15 protein-coding genes and 1 pseudogene are annotated in these 18,029 nt (G+C 73.8%); 6 read left to right on the top strand and 10 right to left on the bottom strand.

The features are described from left to right. Positions 1–50 precede the first annotated feature (50 nt). Positions 51–584 carry a 2'-5' RNA ligase family protein gene (locus GL259_RS06095; protein WP_159529904.1) on the top strand — a complete coding sequence of 178 codons (534 nt, stop codon included), beginning with the start codon at positions 51–53 and terminating at the stop codon, positions 582–584. Here the strand turns inward: GL259_RS06095 and GL259_RS39515 are convergent. After that, complete coding sequence (locus GL259_RS39515) at positions 536–1,636, bottom strand: hypothetical protein (RefSeq protein ID WP_347814616.1); 1,101 nt, start codon at positions 1,634–1,636, stop codon at positions 536–538. The genes GL259_RS06095 and GL259_RS39515 overlap by 49 nt on opposite strands. Before the next feature lie 62 nt (positions 1,637–1,698). Between GL259_RS39515 and GL259_RS06080 the strand changes: the two genes are divergently transcribed. Continuing rightward, positions 1,699–1,938 (top strand): hypothetical protein, encoded by a 240-nt coding sequence (locus GL259_RS06080; protein ID WP_347814615.1) that lies wholly within the window; start codon positions 1,699–1,701, stop codon positions 1,936–1,938. Positions 1,939–2,022: 84 nt separating this feature from the next. Here GL259_RS06080 and GL259_RS06075 read toward each other — a convergent pair whose 3' ends face one another. Beyond that, positions 2,023–2,571 (bottom strand): RICIN domain-containing protein, encoded by a 549-nt coding sequence (locus tag GL259_RS06075; RefSeq protein ID WP_159529902.1) that lies wholly within the window; start codon positions 2,569–2,571, stop codon positions 2,023–2,025. 687 nt (positions 2,572–3,258) lie between these two features. Between GL259_RS06075 and istB the strand changes: the two genes are divergently transcribed. After that, positions 3,259–4,485: an IS21-like element helper ATPase IstB gene (istB, locus tag GL259_RS06070; protein ID WP_159529900.1), complete on the top strand. Its 1,227-nt coding sequence runs from the start codon at positions 3,259–3,261 to the stop codon at positions 4,483–4,485. Positions 4,486–5,301: 816 nt separating this feature from the next. Here istB and GL259_RS06065 read toward each other — a convergent pair. Continuing rightward, the gene (locus GL259_RS06065; protein ID WP_159529898.1) at positions 5,302–7,431 is read right to left on the bottom strand and encodes an MMPL family transporter; all 2,130 of its coding nucleotides are present in this window, start codon (positions 7,429–7,431) and stop codon (positions 5,302–5,304) included. A gap of 268 nt (positions 7,432–7,699) precedes the next feature. Between GL259_RS06065 and GL259_RS06060 the strand changes: the two genes are divergently transcribed. Next, complete coding sequence (locus tag GL259_RS06060; RefSeq protein ID WP_159529896.1) at positions 7,700–8,275, top strand: DUF4383 domain-containing protein; 576 nt, start codon at positions 7,700–7,702, stop codon at positions 8,273–8,275. A 24-nt stretch (positions 8,276–8,299) separates the two neighbouring features. Then, a pseudogene (locus GL259_RS38600) lies at positions 8,300–8,437 on the top strand (IS5/IS1182 family transposase); the annotation flags it as partial. Between the two features lie 192 nt (positions 8,438–8,629). Here GL259_RS38600 and GL259_RS06055 read toward each other — a convergent pair. Further along, entirely contained in the window at positions 8,630–9,292 is a 663-nt protein-coding gene (locus GL259_RS06055) for a response regulator transcription factor (protein ID WP_159529894.1), read from the bottom strand. Beyond that, the gene (locus GL259_RS06050; RefSeq protein ID WP_159529892.1) at positions 9,289–10,416 is read right to left on the bottom strand and encodes a sensor histidine kinase; all 1,128 of its coding nucleotides are present in this window, start codon (positions 10,414–10,416) and stop codon (positions 9,289–9,291) included. The genes GL259_RS06055 and GL259_RS06050 overlap by 4 nt, the downstream gene beginning before the upstream one ends. A gap of 229 nt (positions 10,417–10,645) precedes the next feature. Here GL259_RS06050 and GL259_RS06045 point away from each other — a divergent pair, with 229 nt between their 5' ends. Beyond that, on the top strand, positions 10,646–11,023 hold the full coding sequence (locus GL259_RS06045; RefSeq protein WP_159529890.1) for a DUF6223 family protein: 378 nt from the start codon (positions 10,646–10,648) through the stop codon (positions 11,021–11,023). Between the two features lie 262 nt (positions 11,024–11,285). Here the strand turns inward: GL259_RS06045 and GL259_RS06040 are convergent, their stop codons facing one another. The 5 genes from GL259_RS06040 to GL259_RS06020 all read right to left on the bottom strand — a co-directional run bounded on the left by GL259_RS06040 (position 11,286) and on the right by GL259_RS06020 (position 17,925). Then, positions 11,286–11,894: a dihydrofolate reductase family protein gene (locus GL259_RS06040; protein ID WP_159529888.1), complete on the bottom strand. Its 609-nt coding sequence runs from the start codon at positions 11,892–11,894 to the stop codon at positions 11,286–11,288. Positions 11,895–11,976: 82 nt separating this feature from the next. Continuing rightward, entirely contained in the window at positions 11,977–13,530 is a 1,554-nt protein-coding gene (locus tag GL259_RS06035; RefSeq protein WP_159529886.1) for a transporter, read from the bottom strand. Next, positions 13,527–13,865 (bottom strand): hypothetical protein, encoded by a 339-nt coding sequence (locus tag GL259_RS06030; RefSeq protein WP_159529884.1) that lies wholly within the window; start codon positions 13,863–13,865, stop codon positions 13,527–13,529. The genes GL259_RS06035 and GL259_RS06030 overlap by 4 nt, the downstream gene beginning before the upstream one ends. Before the next feature lie 418 nt (positions 13,866–14,283). After that, positions 14,284–14,868, bottom strand: a complete 585-nt coding sequence (locus GL259_RS06025) for a DinB family protein (RefSeq protein ID WP_159529882.1) — start codon at positions 14,866–14,868, stop codon at positions 14,284–14,286. Between the two features lie 261 nt (positions 14,869–15,129). Beyond that, a complete protein-coding gene (locus GL259_RS06020) occupies positions 15,130–17,925 on the bottom strand; it encodes a LuxR family transcriptional regulator (RefSeq protein WP_159529880.1) in 2,796 nt (931 codons plus the stop codon). Positions 17,926–18,029 lie beyond the last annotated feature (104 nt).

The raw sequence follows: 18,029 nt of genomic DNA, 5'->3' as shown, positions 1-18,029 counted from the left end.
CTGCCGGTGGGGCGGCGGGATTGCCGGGCCCACATGGGTAGGCTGCGCCGGTGCGCACAGTCGAGCTCTTGTTGGACGAGGCGGCAGACCTCGCGGTCCGGGAGGCCTGGCGGCGGCTCGCGGACGCGGGACTGCCCAGCCAGGCGCGTCATCGCTCACCGACCAACAGCCCGCACCTGACCCTGGCCGCTTGCCCGGAGCTGACCGCTCCGATCCGCTGGGAGCTTGCCGAGGTGGCCGCCGCCCTGCCGCTGCCGGTACGGGTCACCGGCGTGGTCCGCTTCGAGCGGCCGACCTCGGTGCTGGCCTGGGCGCTGCATCTCGACTCCGCTCTGGCAGCCCTGCACGGCCGGGTGTGGGACGCGGTGGTCTCGGACAGTCCGCCCGATACCCTCAACCCCCTCCACGCCCCCGCGCGCTGGAGCCCTCACATCACCCTCGGCCGTTCCCGGCGGGCCGGTGCCTTCGCCGGCCGGCGGGTCCTCGAACTGCTGCCGGCGCCGCCGTTGTCGGTCCGGCTCACCACCCTGCGCAGCTACGACACGGAAACGGGCGCCCTGGAAGTGCTGGAGCCCCGTCCCTGAAAGCAAGCGCGCGTGCGGGCGGCTGCCGGAGGCGCTCGCCGACCGGTGCTGTCAGGCGTCCGGGGTCGCGTCCATGACGAGGACCACGCCCCCGCGCCCCCTCGACGTCGAGGCGTTCTTCCCGGAACTGGCCGCCTTTCGCGGGACGACGACTCGACTCCCGCCGCGGCCGGGCGGACCAGACCTGTCGGCCGGTTCCGTGGACGGTCCCATGCTGTGGCCGGCGGACGAGCCGTGGACGCGGGCGACGACCTGCCGACATCCGCCGCTGTCGGCAGGTTCCGGCTTCCGCGTGGGCCCGCGAGCAGGCTCCCGGCCCGACGGACGAGGAACGGGAGCTCCTGGGCGAGCTGCGCCGGGAGCATCGGATCCCCGGGGTGTCCGAGACCGACCCGCTGCCGATGACCGGTCTCGCGCAGCTGTACCGGCGGGATGTGCCCGACCTGCCGGCGGGGCCGGGTGACCGCGATCTGCTCCAGGTGTTCCGGTGTCCCTTCCACGCGCACGGGCCGGGCCGGTACGGCCTGGAGCTGCACCTGCGCTGGCGGCGGCCGTGGGAGGTCGGCGAGGTGCTGACCACGCCGCCGCATCCGCTGGTCGTCGGGTCCGGCGGCTTCGTGCCCGAGCCCTGTGCGCTGCACCCGGAGCAGGTGGTCACCTACCCGTTCGCCGACCTGCTGCCCGAGGAACTGTGCGCCCGGATCGACGCCTGGGAAGAAGCCCTCGAGGAGGGAGCCGAACCGTCGGCGGGCGGGAGCACGACAGAGCCGCTCGGCTACCAGCACACCCTGGCACCTCGTCGGACGCACATACCGGACCACGTGACAGTGCGTCCGCGAACGCTCACCCGAGGAATTGCCCCATCCCGCGGGCGGCTTGGGCGGGGGATCAGGGTTGTGTGCGTGGTGGGTGGCGTCGTAGCGGCGTCGGTTGTCGTTGATCTCCTGTCGGTGCAGGGTGGCCCGTTCAGCGAGGGCGGCGACGGAGTCCAGCAGCGTCGCACCGAGTGGGGTGAGGGCGTAGTCGACGCGCGGGGGAACGCTGGGGGGCACGGTCCGGGTGAGGAGGCCGTCGCGCTCGAGTTGCCGCGTTCCTGGCCAACGTGGGCCTGGCCATGGCCGGCTTGCGCAACTGGGCGCACGCCCTGCACGCCGAACTCGGCCCCGAGGGAATCCACGTGGCCACGGTGACGATCGCCTCCGGCGTCGTCCCCGGCGACGAAGTGGCCGACCCCGACGCCATCGGCGCCCGCTACTACAGCCTGTACCGGCAACGGGACCGCGCGGAAGAGGTCATCGGCGACCTGGAGGCGTTCCACGCCCTCGTCGCCGGGCGGGCCGGCGGGCACGGCTGACCGGCTTCGCCGGCGGCGGGCCGGGCGTCGTCGACGTCACGGCCGCCGACGACGCCACCGCGCTGTGTCGTTCGGTCCGGCTCCCTACTCGGCTTCCTGCTCGGCGGACGGGACGGGGATGAGGGTCCATCCGTGATAGAGGGTGGGCTGGTTGTTCCACATGCGGATGAGGCGCATCTCGGCGTCGAGGCTGAGGGCGTTGTCCACCATGCCGATGGCGTAGGACGTGCCGTGGGCGACGATGGCGCGCACCGGCGCCTGTCCGGGCGTGTCGGTGAGGCCGGGGACGGGCACCAGGTCCCAGTGCTGGCTGGAGGAGCCGTCCTCCTTGGGGTGCAGGCGGACCGGGGTGTTGCGGGCGGCTTCGCCGACGCGTGTGACGTGCTTCCTGTCGTGGGTGCTGCTGATGCGGTAGGCGCCGTTCCGCAGGTGGGTGAAGCGCCACAGCACCGCCGCGTTGTCCCACAGGGGGTCGGCGGTGAAGTTCTGCAGTTCGTCCTTGTCGTTGACGTCCTCGTCGTTGACGCGGTCGGGCATCCAGTAGGAGTTCGTCACGGCGTGGACCACCATGACCTGTCCGGTGGGCACCGGGATCGGTGCGGGGTGTTCTGCTTCCTGGCTGGGTGTGGACATGACAGATCTCTCCGTGTGTGCGAGTCGCGTGTGCGGAAACGGGATCGGCGATCGTCCGCCGGCGGGGAGCGGCCACTGGGCGGGACGGACGGGTCGGGCCGCTGCCCGACCTCTCCCCGATGCAACTCGAAGTATTGAAACGAGTACTTTGAGTTGCTGGTGGTCTGCCCGGCCTCGCGTACTGACACTCGCACCCCACCCTTATGAGGGACAAAAGGCAGATCATCACTTCACTCACCGCCCGCCCGGCACCCTGCGCACGGCACTGCCCCGGTCTGCCCGGTGTGTTGAACCGCGGGGTCCGGGGGAGTGCCGGCCTTCGGTGGTGGCTGCCCGTGTTTCCCGGTCGCGGAGAGGCATCTCGCAGGCCTTGCCGCGCTCTTCGGGCCCGGCCCGGCGAAGGGGGGACGCGACGGCCCGACGGCAGGCGTCCGCGCGCTCGTGGTCGGTCTCGAGGAGCGGAGTCCTGTCGGACCGGACGGTCGACGGGTCATTCGCGCGGGCACCCTCCCCGTCCGGCCCGGAACGGCCGGACGACGGTACGGCCGGATGTCCGGTGCGCCTGGTCGATCCTTGATCGGTTCCTGGCCGCGAGGGGGCGCGCGTCCCGTCCGACAGGATGTCTATTCATCCGTGCGAGTGGCGCGGTTTCGCCTGTCCGGCGGTCCCGGCGAAGAATGGCGAACCGTGCAGCCCATCCGCAGTGCCTCGTCCCCGCCGACCACGACTCTCGGGTACGCCCTGTTCGCCACCCGCTGGTTGCAGGCCCCGCTGTACTTCGGCCTCGTGGCCGCCCAGGGGGTGTACGTCTACAAGTTCTTCAACGAACTGTGGGCCTTAATCCTCCGGTGCGTCACCGGGCAGGCGACGGAGACGTACGTCATGCTCGCCGTCCTCAAACTCGTCGACGTCGTCATGATCGCCAACCTGCTGATCATGGTGATCGTCGGCGGCTACGAGACCTTCGTCTCGCGCATCGGCCTCCAGGGCCACCGCGACCAGCCGGAGTGGCTCTCGCACGTCAACTCCAACGTCCTGAAGGTCAAGCTCGCCACCGCGATCGTGGGCATCTCCTCCGTCCATCTGCTCCAGATGTTCGTCGACGTGCACCACACCTCCCGGCACTCCCTGCTGTGGGGCACGGTGATCCACATGGCGTTCATCGTGTCGGCGGCGATCCTGGCGTACATGTCGGGCCCGATGGCGGCCCAGCACGAGCGCGCGCCGCACCGCGAGGAGCCCGAGCACCGGCCGCCGCCCGCCGAGGCCCCGCGCCCCAAGGCGGCCATTCCGGCGCAGGCGACGGCGCCCACCACGGAGACCGGGGCCCACGAGCGGATCCGGGCCGCCGGGTTCCCGGCGCGCAAGCTGCTGGAGGACTTCGACGCGGAGCACCCCCGGACCTTCGACCGGGAGGCGGTGGCCCGGCTCGGCAAGACGGACTTCGTCACCGCCGGCGAGAACGCGGTGTTCTTCGGCCCGCCCGGCACCGGCAAGACCCATCTCGCCGTCGGTCTCGGCGTGCGCGCCTGCGAGGCCGGCCACCGGGTGCTGTTCGCGACCGCCGCCGAGTGGGCGGTCCGGCTGACCGAGGCGGAGGCGGCGGGCCGGCTCACGGCGGAGCTGACCGCCCTCGACTCCTACCCGCTGCTGATCATCGACGAGTTGGGGTACGTCCCCTTCGACGCGGACACCTCCCGGCTCTTCTTCCGGCTGGTCGCGCACCGCTACGAGCGGGCGTCCCTGATCGTGACGGCCGACCGGCCGCCGGCCCGCTGGGACGAGGTCTTCCGCGGCGCGGCCGCCCCGGCGCTCGTGGACCGGCTGGCCCACCACGCCGAGGTCGTACGGCTCGACGGGGACAGCTACCGGCAGCGGCGCGCTACGCCACCCTGGGCAGACCTGGGCTGCTGACCGGCGGCCCCCGACGGCGGGCCCTTCGGTGATCAGGGACCCGGGGTCCGGCAGAGGCGGGGCCGGAACGCATCTCGCGCGGCACGCGTACGGGAGTCGTCGTGGGACACTCCGCTGTCGGACAGCCGCGGACGCGGGGTCACCGTCACGTCCTGCCCCGTGCGACGGACGACGGAGACGAGCGGGTGACCGGATGCCGCGCCCGACGGCCGGCGGGCCGACGACGCGGGCGGTCCCGGCCGGGCCTGGATCCGGGGCCGCCCGGGGGAACCCGCCGCTCCGCAGGGCGGCACGCTTCGCCGCCGTGCGTGCGGCGAAGCGCGGTCCGGCCGCGATCTGCGGGAACGAGGCCGTCATTTCGGTGTCGCGCCTCGAACGCGGCGCCACCCGGCCCGCGTCCACGGGGATCAGGGACCTGAGTCCGTCCCGTCGTGGCTCCGCGGCCCACCTTGCGGGCAGTGCGGGCCTGTTCACGGCCCGGCGGCACGGACGCCACGTCCGGCACACCCCCGATCCGACCGCCCTGACGGTGCCGGGGGCCGACCCGCCGGCGGCCGTACCGCGCTGAGCGGCTTCGGCCTGCCAGGACGCGGGCAGCCGCCGCCTTCGCGGTGTCGTCCGACCGTGCGGGAGGTGGGGTCGGTCCCGCGGCCCGCGGCCCGCTCCCGCACCACGGCCACGACCCCGACGCCTCACCGCCACGACGTCCCCGGCGAAACCAGGGCGGACGCCCCCGCCACGAGCGCGATCCCCGCGACCACCCGGCCTTTCCCGCCCCGTAGCAGCACGGGGCTGCTACGGGGCGGTTCCTCCGCCTCACCCCATGGGCGCGGTGCGAGCCGGGTCCTGGGACCGCGTCGCGCGCTCGGTGCCGCGGCGGGCCAGGGCACTGGGCCACCACGCCCGCGGACCGATGTCGATCATCAGCGCGGGCACCAGGAGCGAGCGGACCACGAGGGTGTCCAGCAGGACGCCGAAGGCCACGATGAAGGCGATCTGCACCAGGAAGGCCAGCGGAATCACCATCAGGGCCGCGAACGTCGCGGCGAGCACCACACCGGCCGAGGTGATCACTCCTCCGGTGGTGGTCAGCCCGCGCAGCACGCCCTGCCGGGTCCCGTGCACGAGGGCCTCCTCCCGTACCCGGGACATCAGGAAGATGTTGTAGTCGACGCCGAGCGCCACCAGGAACACGAACCCGTACAGCGGTACCGAGGCGTCCGTACCGCTGAACCCGAGGAGGTGCTCGAAGACGAGCGCCGAGACGCCGAGCGTCGCCAGGAAGTTGAGCGCGACGGTCGCGACCAGCAGGACCGGTACCAACACCGAGCGCAACAGCAGGACCAGGATCAGCAGAATGATGCCGAGCACGACCGGAACGATCAGGGCGCGGTCCCGGGCGGCGGTCTGCTGGGTGTCGTACTGCTGCGCCGTGTAACCGCCCACCAGCGCGTCCGCCCCGGGCACCGCATGCACGTTCTCACGCAGCCGCTCGACGGTTTCCTTGGCCGCGTCGCTGTCGGCCGCGGACTCCAGGGTGGCGTCGATACGCACGCGCCCGCCGACCACGAGCGGCTCGCCGGTCCCCGGCCGTCCTGAGGCGGAGACGCTGCCGGCCGCCGCCACGCCCTCGGTCTTCCTCGCGGCGGCCGTCACCTGCGCGGCACGGTCGGCGTCGGCGATGATGACGGCCGGGTTGCCGGATCCGCCGGGAAAGTGCTCGCCGAGCGTCTCCTGGGCGGCGACGGAGGGGGCGTCGTTCACGAAGATCTCGTCGAGCGGCACGCCCTTGGAGGACAGGGAGGGGGAGAAGGCCGCGAAGACCGCGAGGACCAGTGCGGTCACCACCCACGTCCGACGTGGCCGGCCGTCCACCCGCGCGGCGACCCGGCGCCACACTCCGTGCCCCTCCACGGACGCGTCCGATGCCCTCGGCCGGGAGGGCCAGTAGGCCGTCCGTCCCAGCAGGGCCAGCACGGCGGGCAGGAAGGTGAGCGTGGAAAGGACGGCGCACACGATGCCGATGGCGCCGACCGGCCCGAGGGCCCGGTTGTTGGTCAGGTCACTGGCGAGCAGGGCGAGCAGTCCGAGCGCCACGGTGGCGGCGCTGGCCGTGATGGCGCCGAACGAGCGGCGTACCGCCGCCACCGCGGCCGCGGCCCGGTCCCCGCGCAGGGCGAGTTCCTCGCGGAAGCGTGCGGCCAGCAGCAGCGCGTAGTCGGTCGCGGCGCCGATCACGAGGATGGAGAGGATGCCCTGTACCTGGCCGTCGACCCGGACCACGTCCCGCTCCGCCAGTGCGTAGACGACGGCGCAGGCGAGGCCCAGGGCGAACACCGAACCGAGGATGATCACGAGCGGCAGCAGGACGCTCCGGTAGACGAGCAGCAGGATCAGCAGCACGGCACCGAGCGCCACGCCCAGCAGCAGTCCGTCGATGCCCGCGAACGCGTCCGACAGATCGGCCTGGCTCGCCGCCGGGCCGGCGATCCGGGCCGTGGTGCCCGGCACGCTCTCCGCCGCCCGGCGTACCTCGTCGAGGACTGTGGGCAGTTCCTCGCCCAGGTCGGGCCGCAGTGGGACGACGGCCTGCGCGGCCTCCCCGTCCTCGGAGGCCAGAGCGGGTGACGGACTGCCGGCGACCCCGGTCGTCCCGGCGAGCGCACCGACGGCGTCGGTGGCGGCCGCCTGCTGGGCCTCGGTGACCCGGTTCCCGTCCGCCGTCCAGACCACGACGGCGGGCAGGGTCTCCGACTGGTCGAACGCCTCTTGAGCCTTGAGCACCTTGGTGGACTCGGCGCTCTGCGGGAGGAAGGCGGCCTGGTCGTTGGTGGCGACCTCCCCCAGCTTGCCCGCATAGGGCCCGAGCGTTCCCCCCACCCCCAACCAGACGAGCAGCAGAACGAGAGGGACGAGCCACCGGGCCCAACGCGATGCGGTTCTCATGAGCATTCCAAACGGAAGGGGAAACAAGTCATCGATTAAGTATCTCAATGATTAAGTTACCTTGTGCCGGGGGGCGTGAGCGGCTCCGGCACGCCCCCGGCATCTCTTCTGGGAGACCGCCCGGTGCGGTTGCAGTCCTCCGCCGTCCCGCTGCGCCGAATGAACGGCGAGTCCGACCGCCTCACCCGCGGGTTCGCCCGGGCACCACCGTGAACCGCCAAGGGCGCGAAACCGCATCCGTTCACCTCGTGTCCGGCGAAACACGGGCATGAAGCTGAAAGACGAGCTCCCGGTCGACCACCACCTGGCGACCGTCTACCGTTACGGCGCCGGTTTCTGCGGCCTTGTCCTGCTCACCTTCGCGGGCCTCGGCTTCGCCGACGCCCTGAGCCCCTTCGACACGGCGGGCGACACGATCGCGGGCATGAGCACCAACATCGCGCTCAGCGTCATCTCCACCGTGGTGGGTCTGGCGCTGATCGCCGGAGCCGTGATCGGCGGCAACTTCGCCTCCACCCTCAACATGACGGTGGGCGCGCTGTTCGTCCTGAGCGGCTTGGCTCACCTCTTCGTGCTGGACCGCCCCGCCAACATCCTCGACTTCGGCATGACCAACGTGATCTTCAGTTTCGTCATGGGACTGGTCATCGCGACGTTCGGCATGTACGGCCGGGTCTCCAGCAAGCTCTCGCACGACAATCCCTACTGGCGACACAGGCATCCCGAGCGGGCGGCACGGGAACGCGAGGCGGCCACCGCACTGCCCGGCACGGGGCGGGGGATGCACCCGCTCCCCGTGGCGAAGCCGGGAGACGGCACGGGCGCACGGCGAGTGCCGGAGTGACACCCACGCGATCCGACCGTGCGCCGGCCGCGTCGCGGGCCCGGGACGGTCATCGCGGACAAGGCGTACTCCCCGCGGGTCGTCCGGTCCGGCTCGCGGCGCCGCGGCCTCCGGGCGGGCGCCCCTGAACGGGCCGGCCGGGCGGCGGGCCGACGGCGTCGGCCGACCCGACCCGGCGACCTGCCCCTCCGGCGGCGACCGGACCGAACAGTACCTGCAGCCTCCGGCCGACGCCCTTGGCGAGTGCGTACGCGAGTTCGTGCGCACCGGCGCCGGGGCCACCGGTTTCCGCACCGGGGCGATCGAGCACGACGGCAACGGCTGCCTCGTGTTCGTCGTCGACGGCGTGCGGGGTCAGGAAGTGCGCGGGGTCACCAGGCCGGACTCGTAGGCCAGGACGACGAGCTGGGCGCGGTCGCGGGCGTGGAGCTTGGCCATGGCCCGGTTGATGTGGGTTTTGGCGGTCAACGGGCTGATGACCAGGCGGTCGGCGATCTCGTCGTTGGACAGGCCCCGTGCGGCCAGGGCCACTGCCTCGCGCTCGCGGCCGGTCAGCTCCTCGAGGCCGCTGCCGGTACGGGAGGGGGGCGGCTGGGTGACGTACCGGTCGATGAGCTTGCGGGTGATCGCGGGCGCGAGCAGGGCGTCACCACGGGCGGCGACGCGTACGGCGTGCAGGAGGTCCTCCGGCACGATGTCCTTGACGAGGAAGCCGGCGGCGCCGGCGCGCAGCGCGTCGAAGACGTGCTCGTCCATGCCGTAGTTGGTCAGCATGACGACGTGTACGCAGGCCAGGGCCGGGTCCGCGGCGATACGCCGGGTCGCTTCGATGCCGTCCACGACCGGCATTCGGATGTCGATGAGCGCGACGTCGGGCAGCTGCTCCCTGGCGAGCGCCAAACCCTCTCGGCCGTCGGCGGCCTCGGCCACCACCTCGATGTCGTCCTCGAGGTCGAGCAGCGCGCGGAAGCCGCTGCGGATGAGCGGCTGGTCGTCGACGAGCAGGACACGGATCACGGTGCTCCGTTCGTGGGGAGTTCGGCCTGGACGGTGAAGCCGCCCGCGCCGCGCGGCCCGGTGCGCAGCCGGCCGCCCAGGGCCGTGACGCGTTCGCGCATGCCGAGCAGCCCGAGGCCGGGCGTCGGCGCGGCGTGCGGGGCGGCCCTTCCGTCGTCGTCGACACGGATGGCGAGGGCGTCCGTCCGGTAGGCGATGAGCACGGAGGCGGTGGTCGCGGCGGCGTGCCGGGTGACGTTGGTGAGCGACTCCTGAACGATCCGGTAGGCGGTGCGGCCCACCGCCGCCGGCACGGCGTGCGGCTGTCCTTCTGTCGTGAGCGTCGTTTCCAGGCCGGTCGCCCGGAACCGTTCGACCAGGTCCGGGATGTGGTCGAGTCCGGGCGGCGGAGTGGTGTCGTCGTCGCGCAGCGCCTCCAGGGTCGCGCGCAGCTCCCGGCTCGCCTCCCGTCCGGCTTCCTGGATCGCCAGCAGGGCCTCCGGCACCTGCTCGCCCCGCCGCCGGGCCACGTGGACGGCGACCTCGGACTGCACCTTGATGACCGAGATCTGGTGGGTGAGCGAGTCGTGCAGCTCCCGCGCGATGCGCAGCCGCTCCTCGTCGGCCCGGCGGCGCGCCGTCTCCTCACGGGTGCGTTCGGCTTCGTCCGCCCGCCGTTCGGCCTGCCGCACCGCCTCCCCGGCGGCGAACGCGGCGATCAGCCAGGCGAGCTCGAGGGTGCTCCGGGCCTGTGCCACGACCTCGCGCGCGGATCCGTCCTGGAAGACCAGGGCGGTGAGGTGGAGCACGGCCAGCAGGCCCGAGGACGCCGCCAGTGCGACCGTGCGGTGCCCGGCGCGCACCGCGCCGTAGACCGCGACCAGGTAGGAGACGGCGAGCACGTCGAAACCGGCTGCCTGGTGGCCCACCGCGCACAGGCCGGTGACGGCCAGGACCACGAGCGGTGACCTCCGGCGCGCGGCCAGCGCCAGCCCGCCGGCCGCCAGCAGCGCGGAGCCGAGCGACTCGCGCACCCCGGCCGGGTGCGGCCCGGACAGCCCGGTGCCCAGCAGCAGCGCCGTCACGCCCACGGCGATCACCCAGTCGGTGACTCCGGCCGGGACAGCGAACCGTCCTTTGCCCATGGGTGCACCGTAGCCGGATGCGGTGGCGGGCGAGTCCGGCTCATGGACGAGCGGTCGGCTACCACATGTGCGGTACCGGAACGCCGTCTGCGGCATCCGCGGTATCCGGGTGCCGCAGCGGCGGCAGCGGGAAGTGCCTGCGCCTGCCGGACGACCGGCAGGAGGACCGGCGCGCATGCTCGAGGCACATCGGACCCCGGAAGCAGCGGGGGAGAAGGAGGAGAGCGGCATGAGCGTTTCAGCAGCACTGATGGCGGCGGCCGCCGAGGGCGGAATCATCGGCGACGGGCGGACCGGCGCCAATCTGGCCCTCGGAGCAGGGGCGCTCGGACTGGTCATCGGCCGGCTGGCCCTGACCCGCGCCGACCGCCGGACCGGCACGGGCAACGCGCGCACCGGCGGGGCGGCGGCCATCGCGGTGGGGCTGGCCGGCACGGTCCTCGCGGTGCTGCACGTGGCCACCTCCAGTGGTGGTCCCGGCACCGGCAACGGGATCGTCGGCGCCGTCGTGGCCGTCCCGCTGGGGCTGGGCGCCGTGCTCCTCGGCCGCCGGGCTCTGGCCCGCTGCCGCCACGCCGGGCGGCGGACCGGCCGGATGAGCGTCTGACCGTCACCGGGGCACGGCGTACGTGCGGCCACCGCGCGCCGGCCGGCACCTCGGCACCGCCCGGCTCCGGTGGCACCCGGCCGGCGAGGGGTTCCGCCGCGCACGGGACGTCCCGGGGCCCGGCCGCGGTCCCGGCGACGTCCGGTACGGGAACGGGCGGCACCACGGTGACCGGCGGGTGCCGCGCGGCCGTTCACACCGTGCGGGGCGGCGCCGGGGGAGGGGCTCCGGGGCGGCCGGGCCCCGGTTCCCCGCGTGGCCCTCACTCCCCGAGCGTGGCGACGGCCTCCTCGTAACCGCCCGTCGGCGGCGCGGTGTCGGGCCCGTACACGAGGTTCAGCACGCCCGTGGTGAACGTCTCCGACTTCAGCAGCTTCAGCGGGATCGACGGCTCGCCCTCGTCGAACAGGCGCATGCCCTTGCGCACGGCGATCGGGTGGACCAGGAGGTGCAGTTCGTCGAGGAGGCCCGCGGCCAGCAGCTGCCGGACGACGGAGACCGAGCCGCTCAGCGCGATGTCACCGCCCGGTTCGCTCTTCAGCGCGGCGGCGACCTCGGCGACGTCACCCTGCGCCTGCTCGGAGTTCCGCCAGTCCAGGTCGAGCCGCCGGCGTGAGAACACGATCTTCCGCATGTCGCCGAGCTGCTGGGCGAAGCCCGCGTCCTCGCCGCCCGCCGCCTCCCGTCCGGGCCAGGCGCCGGCGAAACCGTCGTACGTCCTGCGGCCGAAGAGCAGGACCTCCGCGGTGTTCAGGCCCGCGCCGACGGCGGCTCCCATCTCGTCGTTGAAGTACGGGAAATGCCACTGATCGGGCGCCTCGACGACGCCGTCGAGCGAGATGAACAGACTGGCGATGATCTTCCGCGTCATGGTGTCCTCCGCATCCGGGTGCGTGTACCGGATATGACCGTGCCACCCACCGAAAACCATCGGTGGGCGGCGCGCGGACGGTTCAGACGGTGTCCGGTTCCCTGCGGCGCCCGGAACCCGGTACGTCGCCCGCCGCCCGGCGGGGATCCGTGACGCTGCCCAGCCAGCCCAGCAGGAATCCGGCCGGCACCGTCACCAGGCCCGGGATCGTCACGTCCCAGACCCGGAAGTCGTGCTCCGGGAAGATCGACTCGGGTGTGCCGGACGCGTACGGCGACAGCGCGAGCGCCACGATGCTCAGCACGGTGGCCCCCCACAGGCACCACAGTGCACCGCGGGCGGTGAATCCGGGCCAGTACAGGGCGTACAGCAGCACGGGCGCGAGGGCGGCGCCGCAGACGGCGAGCCAGAGCGTCGAGACGACCACCAGGTTCCAGTCGGCGGCGACGACCGCCGCGACCGCGGAGACCGCCCCCGTCAGCGCCGCCGACCACCGCGACGCGGCGCCGTCCGCCTTGCCGGAGGCACCCAGCACGTCCCGTCCCAGGGCGATGCCGGCGGCGAGGGTCACATCCACCACGGCCGCGAGCGCGGTGAGGAAGAGGACGCAGGCCAGGGCCGCGACCAGGACGCCGCCGCTGTCGAGCGCCCGCCCGAACACCAGCGGCGTGAACACCTGCGCCGCCGGACCCGCCTCGCGCAGCGCCTCGCCGGCGAGGGCCGCCGCGCCGACGCCGACGACGGCGAGCGTGCCGTACAGCAGGGTGAGCTCGCCGAGCATCCAGCGGCCGACGGTGCGGGCGCCGCGCGGGCTCTTCGTCGAGATCGCCCGCATCAGCACGGCGGGCATCGCCAGCGTGGCCATCGACATGCCGAAGGTCTGCCCGATCCGGTTCACGGCCCCCACCCACCCCTCACCGGTGTAGCCGCCCGGACGCAGATACGCCTCGCCCATCCGCGAACCGTGCGCGGCGGCGTCGAGCAGCCGCCCGGGGTCCCCGCCGAAGCGGACGAGCACGAGCACGGCGGCGACCACCAGCACGGGCAGGGCGATCGCCGACTTCGCGATCATCACCACGCCCGTGCCCCGGATCCCGCCACTGACGGCCAGCGCCGTCATCACGCAGCCGATCACCACGATGCAGCCGGTCCGCACGCCGGGCTGTCCGACCAGGGCGGCGGCGACGTTGCCGACCACCACCAGCTGCACGACCAGCAGCGGGAAGCAGACGAGCAGGGTCACCACGCCCCACGAGACGCGCACGGCGGGCCCGCCGCTGCCGCGCGCGTCCAGCATGTCCGCGGCCGTCAGCGAGGCGTGCCCGCGCAGCGGCTCGATGATCAGCACGAGGAGCAGCATGACCCCGATCAGGCTGCCCAGCATGACGCCGAGGCCGTCGAAGCCGAACGCGGCGACCATGCCCACCAGTACGGTGACGGTCGCGACCGTGGTGGTGTCGCCGCCCATCGCGATGCCCTGCTGCCAGGAGCGCAGCCGGCGGCTGTCGGACCGTACGAGGGCCCGGTCGTCCTCGTCGGCGCCGGTGACGATGCACAGCATCAGGCAGATCACGACGAACACCGAGAACACGGCGAAGACGAGGGACCGGGACGAGGGATCGAGCAGCGTGGTCACGACCACCTCCGGGCGCCCGGCTGCGGCTCGAGCCGGTCGACCCGCCGCCCGTGCACCACCAGCGCGTGCACGCCGACGGCGAAGGGCACCGCGGCCAGGACCACGCCGAGGCTCACCGGTCCGGCGATCCGCGTGCCGTACACGGCCGGCATGACGGCGGCGGGCAGCACGTAGAGCAGCCAGGCGACGGCGATCCGGACGCCGAGCCGCAGCCCGACGGCCAGCCGCGCCGCCTCCTCGGCGTCGCGTCGCTCGTGCTCCGCCGGAGGCCGCGCGCCGGCTGCGGGCTCGTCATGGGGCGGCGGCCCGTGCCAGGGCTGCGGTCCGAAGGACATGGGGGCGGCTCCGCTCACGTTGATCCGGCACCCGGAACGGGTGCGCGTACGGGTGGGGGTGGTGGGCGCGGAGTCAATCAGAGACGCGCGCGAACCCGCACGCCCCGGGCACAGATCTTGTTCTCCCGCCCAATCCGCAGTCGTGCGGACGGTGAACGGGCACTCCGCGACCGGGAGCCGGGGCGGCCGCGCCGGCGCCGCTCGAACCGCGACCCTCCGCGGGCGGCGAGGCGTGCGTGTGCGACCTCTCCGGCGTCGCAGTGTCCCGGCCGGCCGTCCCCCTCACCTGAAGAGGCCCGGGGAAGCGGGGCTCCTCACCTCCGGGCGGCGCGGCGCCCGGGACCGCTGCTGACTCGAGCCGTCCGTGCCGGCCGCTGTGGGCAAGCCACTGACCGTCGCGCCGGCCCGCCGGGACGGGTCACGCACAGGGCCGGGGACCGGCCGGAGCGGGATCCCGCACTCGGCGGCCGTCGTCGGCCAGCGTGAGCTGCCGGCGATGGAAGTCGAAGTGCCGGACCGGGTAACGGTAGAGGTCCGCGACGGTCATGACGTCCTGGAAGAGCGGGTCCCAGCGGGTCGGGTAGTGCATGGCGAGCCTCAGGTCCGCCTCCCGCTCGGCGTCGAGACGGCGGTGCAGCCAGGCGATCACGCGGTCGAACGCCGTTCCCGTCCGGCTCCGGCCCAGGACTCTGGCGCCGCCGACCGGGACCAGGTAGTTGATGACGTCGAACGGCCCGGTCCCGGCGTTCAGGACCCGGGCGAAGGCCCGGCCGGCGCCGGGCGGCAGCCGCCCGAACACCCGCAGCAGTGCCAGCAGCGGCCGGATCAGGACGTAGCCGAAGAGCATGTGGAACAGCAGTTGCTCATTGGTCCAGCGGGTGCCCTCGGTGCCGCGGCGCAGGTCGGTGTCGCCGGCGCTGTCGAGGAGTCGGTGGAACGTCGTGCGGGCCCGCTCCAGTTCCTCGTGGACCGCCCGGCGGTCCACTGCTGCCGCGTCGTCCATGAGGCCCACCTGTCCTCCCGGCGTCCTGGGCGTACCGCCGGGAGCGGCCCGCGCTCGCGGCGGCACGGTCCGGACGACCTCGCCACCTCCATGATGACGGCCGTCCCCGCCCGGCCGCAGGGCACGCGGGGACAGGCGGAGGGCTTCGGGACGCCGGGGCCGAGGGGCCACCCGGCGGGTGCCTGTTTCCTCCCCCTGCGGCCGGTGCGGGCCCGGCGGGCGGTGTGCGTCGGGTGACTGCTTCCGTGACCGGGCGTGCCCTCATTCCCGGCGGCCGGCCGGCGCGAGGGCGCCGTCGACGAGGTCACGCAGCTGGGAGCGGGCGGTGATGCCCAGCTTGGGGAAGCTGCGGTAGAGGTGCGAACTGACTGTGCGCGGGGAGAGGAAGAGCCTCTCGCCGATCTCGCGGTTGGTCAGCCCGCGGGCGGCGAGCCTGATGATCTGCTGCTGTCGCGGGGAGAGTTCGGCGAGCGCGTCGGGGGCCGTGTCCGTGACGTCGAGGCCGGCAGCGCGCGATTCGGCCCGCGCGCGCTCGATCCACGGGCGGGCGCCCAGGCGGCGGAAGGTCTCCAGGGCGTCGGTGAGCGGCGCCCGCGCCTGCGCGATGCGCCGACGGCGCCGCAGCCACTCGGCGAGGTCGAGCAGGGTCTGGGCGCGTTCGAAGGGCCAGTGCTCGAGGACCGGGTCGGCCAGGGCGGCCCGGAAGTACGGCTCGGCGTCCTCGGGCCCGGCCAGCAGGCCACGGGCTCGGCTGATCAGCGCGTACAGGCGGGGTGAGGCTCTGTCCGCGAGCACGCGTGCGCAGCGCTCGACGATCGCGGCGGCGTCCTCGCGGCGGCCGCTGCGCACGGCGGCGGCGGCCAGATCCGCGAGGACCGGGAAGGAGGCGTGGTAGTGCACGGGCGCGCCGTCTGCCGTGAAAGCCATGCGCAGTTGGTCGTAGGCGGTCTCGTACGCGCCGTCCGCGGCCGCCGCGGCGCCGAGCGCACGACGGGCATGGACCGAGACCGAACGGCTCTCCAGCGGATCGATCAGGGCGAGCGCCTCGCCGGCCCGGGCGCGGGCCGCCGGCGCGTCCCCCTGGTAGGCCAGCACGACGGCATCCACGGTGGCCGCGCAGGCCGCGGCGTGGTCGAGGCCGGCTGCCTGGGCGACCGCGGTGGTACGGGCGCAGGCCTCCCGGGCCTGGTCCCACCGTCCTCGTTCCACACAGGCCCAGGCGACCGCGCCGCCCAGGCCCTCCGGCAGCGATCCCTGCACCCGCCAGCGGTCGAAGGCCTCGTCGAAGGCGCGGACGGCCTGCGGGGTCTCGTCCAGCAACCACGCCATGATCCCGACGGCGGTGAGCCGCTCCGGCCGGGCTTCCGCCTCGGCGACCGACTGCGCGAGCAGGGAGAGGGATGCGTCCCTGCCGCCGAAGGGGTCCGACACGACCCTGACCCAGGTGCGCAGGCCCGCGGACGAGGCGTCCTCGGGAAGGCGTCCCAGAATGTCCCGGATGCGGCGGAGCTGGGTTTCCTCCCCGGAGTAGAAGCGGACTACGGCGGCGCCGGCCAGGAGGTCCAGCGCGGCGGCGGGCCGGGAGACCGCCAATTCCTCGGCGGCGTCGGTCAGCCGGGAGAAAACCGCGGTGTGGTGCGGGGTCAGGATCGCCAGCCGGCCGGCCTGCACGGTGGCGGAAGCCAGCAGCGACGGGTCGTCCGTGCGCGCGCGGGCCGCGGCGGCCAGTTCCTCGACCCAAGCGAGGTCACCGGTGAACACGGCCGCTGAGGCGGCTTCGACCAGCAGCCGGGCGCTGTCCCCGCGCCGTGGCGCGAGCTCCGCTGCACGCTGGAGGGCCCTGGCCGCCGCCGCGTGACCGCCGCGGCGGCGGGCCCGGTCGGCGGTCCGCTCCAGCTCCGCCGACACGGCGGCGTCCGGGCCCGGGCAGGCGGCGGCCTGGTGCCAGGCGCGCCGGTCCGGTTCGTCCCGCAGCAGTTCGGCGAGCGTGAGATGAGCCTCGCGCCGGGCGCCCGCGGGCGCGGCGTGATACACGGCGGACCGGACCAGCGGGTGACGGAAGCGGATGTTCCGGCCGGTTCGCCGAACCAGCCCGGCCCGCTCGGCCGGCAGCCAGGCCTCGTCCTCGGCGTCCGGCAGCCCGGCCGGGACGGCGATCGGGGAGTCGGCGCTGTCCATGGCGGCCAGGACCAGCAGGGCCCGCGTCGTGCCGGCGGGGAGGCCGTCGAGGCAAGCGGCGAAGATCCCCTCCAGGCGGTCGGCGAGGGGAAGCGGACCTGCGGACGGCAGCGCTGCGGCCGAGTCCTGGGCGGCGGCCGCCCTCGCGAGTTCCACCAGCGCCAGGGGGTTGCCGCCTGCTTGGTCGAGGATGCGCGTCCTGGTGTGGCCGGTGGGACTCTCCGGTTGCCGGTCCAGCAGCCGGTTCGACGCGGCGTTGTCGAGCGGTTCGAGGACGAGCGTGGGCACGTGCCGGTCGAATCCCGCGAGGCGGTCGCCGTCACGGGCCGCGATCAGCATCGTGACCGGTTCACCTTCCAGACGCCTGGCGACGAAGAGCAGCGCGTCCAGGGAAGCGCGGTCGAACCACTGCGCATCGTCGAGCACCACGAGGACGGGCTGCCGGTCGCCCAGGGACGAGAGCAGGCTCAGCACGGCGACCCCGATCAACAGCGGATCGGGCGCGTGCGCAGGCCGGGGCGTGGCCGGTCCCGTGCCGAAGGCGTCCCGTATCGCGGTGCGCTGCCTCTCCGGCAGTCCGTCCACCTGCGCCGGCAGCGGCCGCAGCAGCTGATGCAGGGCGGCGAACGTCAGGTTCGCCTCCGACTCGCTGCCCTCGGCGCGCAGTACTCGGGCACCTCTCACCTCGGCCCGACGCACCGCACGGTCCAGCAGGGCGCTCTTCCCCACGCCCATGCCACCGACGAGCATCACCACGCGGTCGGCCGACGCCGACTCCACCGCACGAAGGAGGCGTCCCAGCTCCGCGTCCCGGCCGACGAACGGCTCCTCCGGATCCGGTTTCGTGACCGCACCGAGGTCGCCTGTGTGCTCGTCCACGAGGCCTCCGCGAACCGTGGCCCACGAACGGGAGCCGCCTTGCCCTGCCCGCCCAGGCTACAAGCGGCCGCGCCCCGTGCCCGGGGCGTGCGCACAGATGCAGT

The organism is Streptomyces sp. Tu 3180 (assembly GCF_009852415.1).
Taxonomy (GTDB): domain Bacteria; phylum Actinomycetota; class Actinomycetes; order Streptomycetales; family Streptomycetaceae; genus Streptomyces.
The sequence above is the reverse complement of the archived record's forward strand: the minus strand, read 5'-3'. Positions and strand labels throughout refer to the sequence as shown.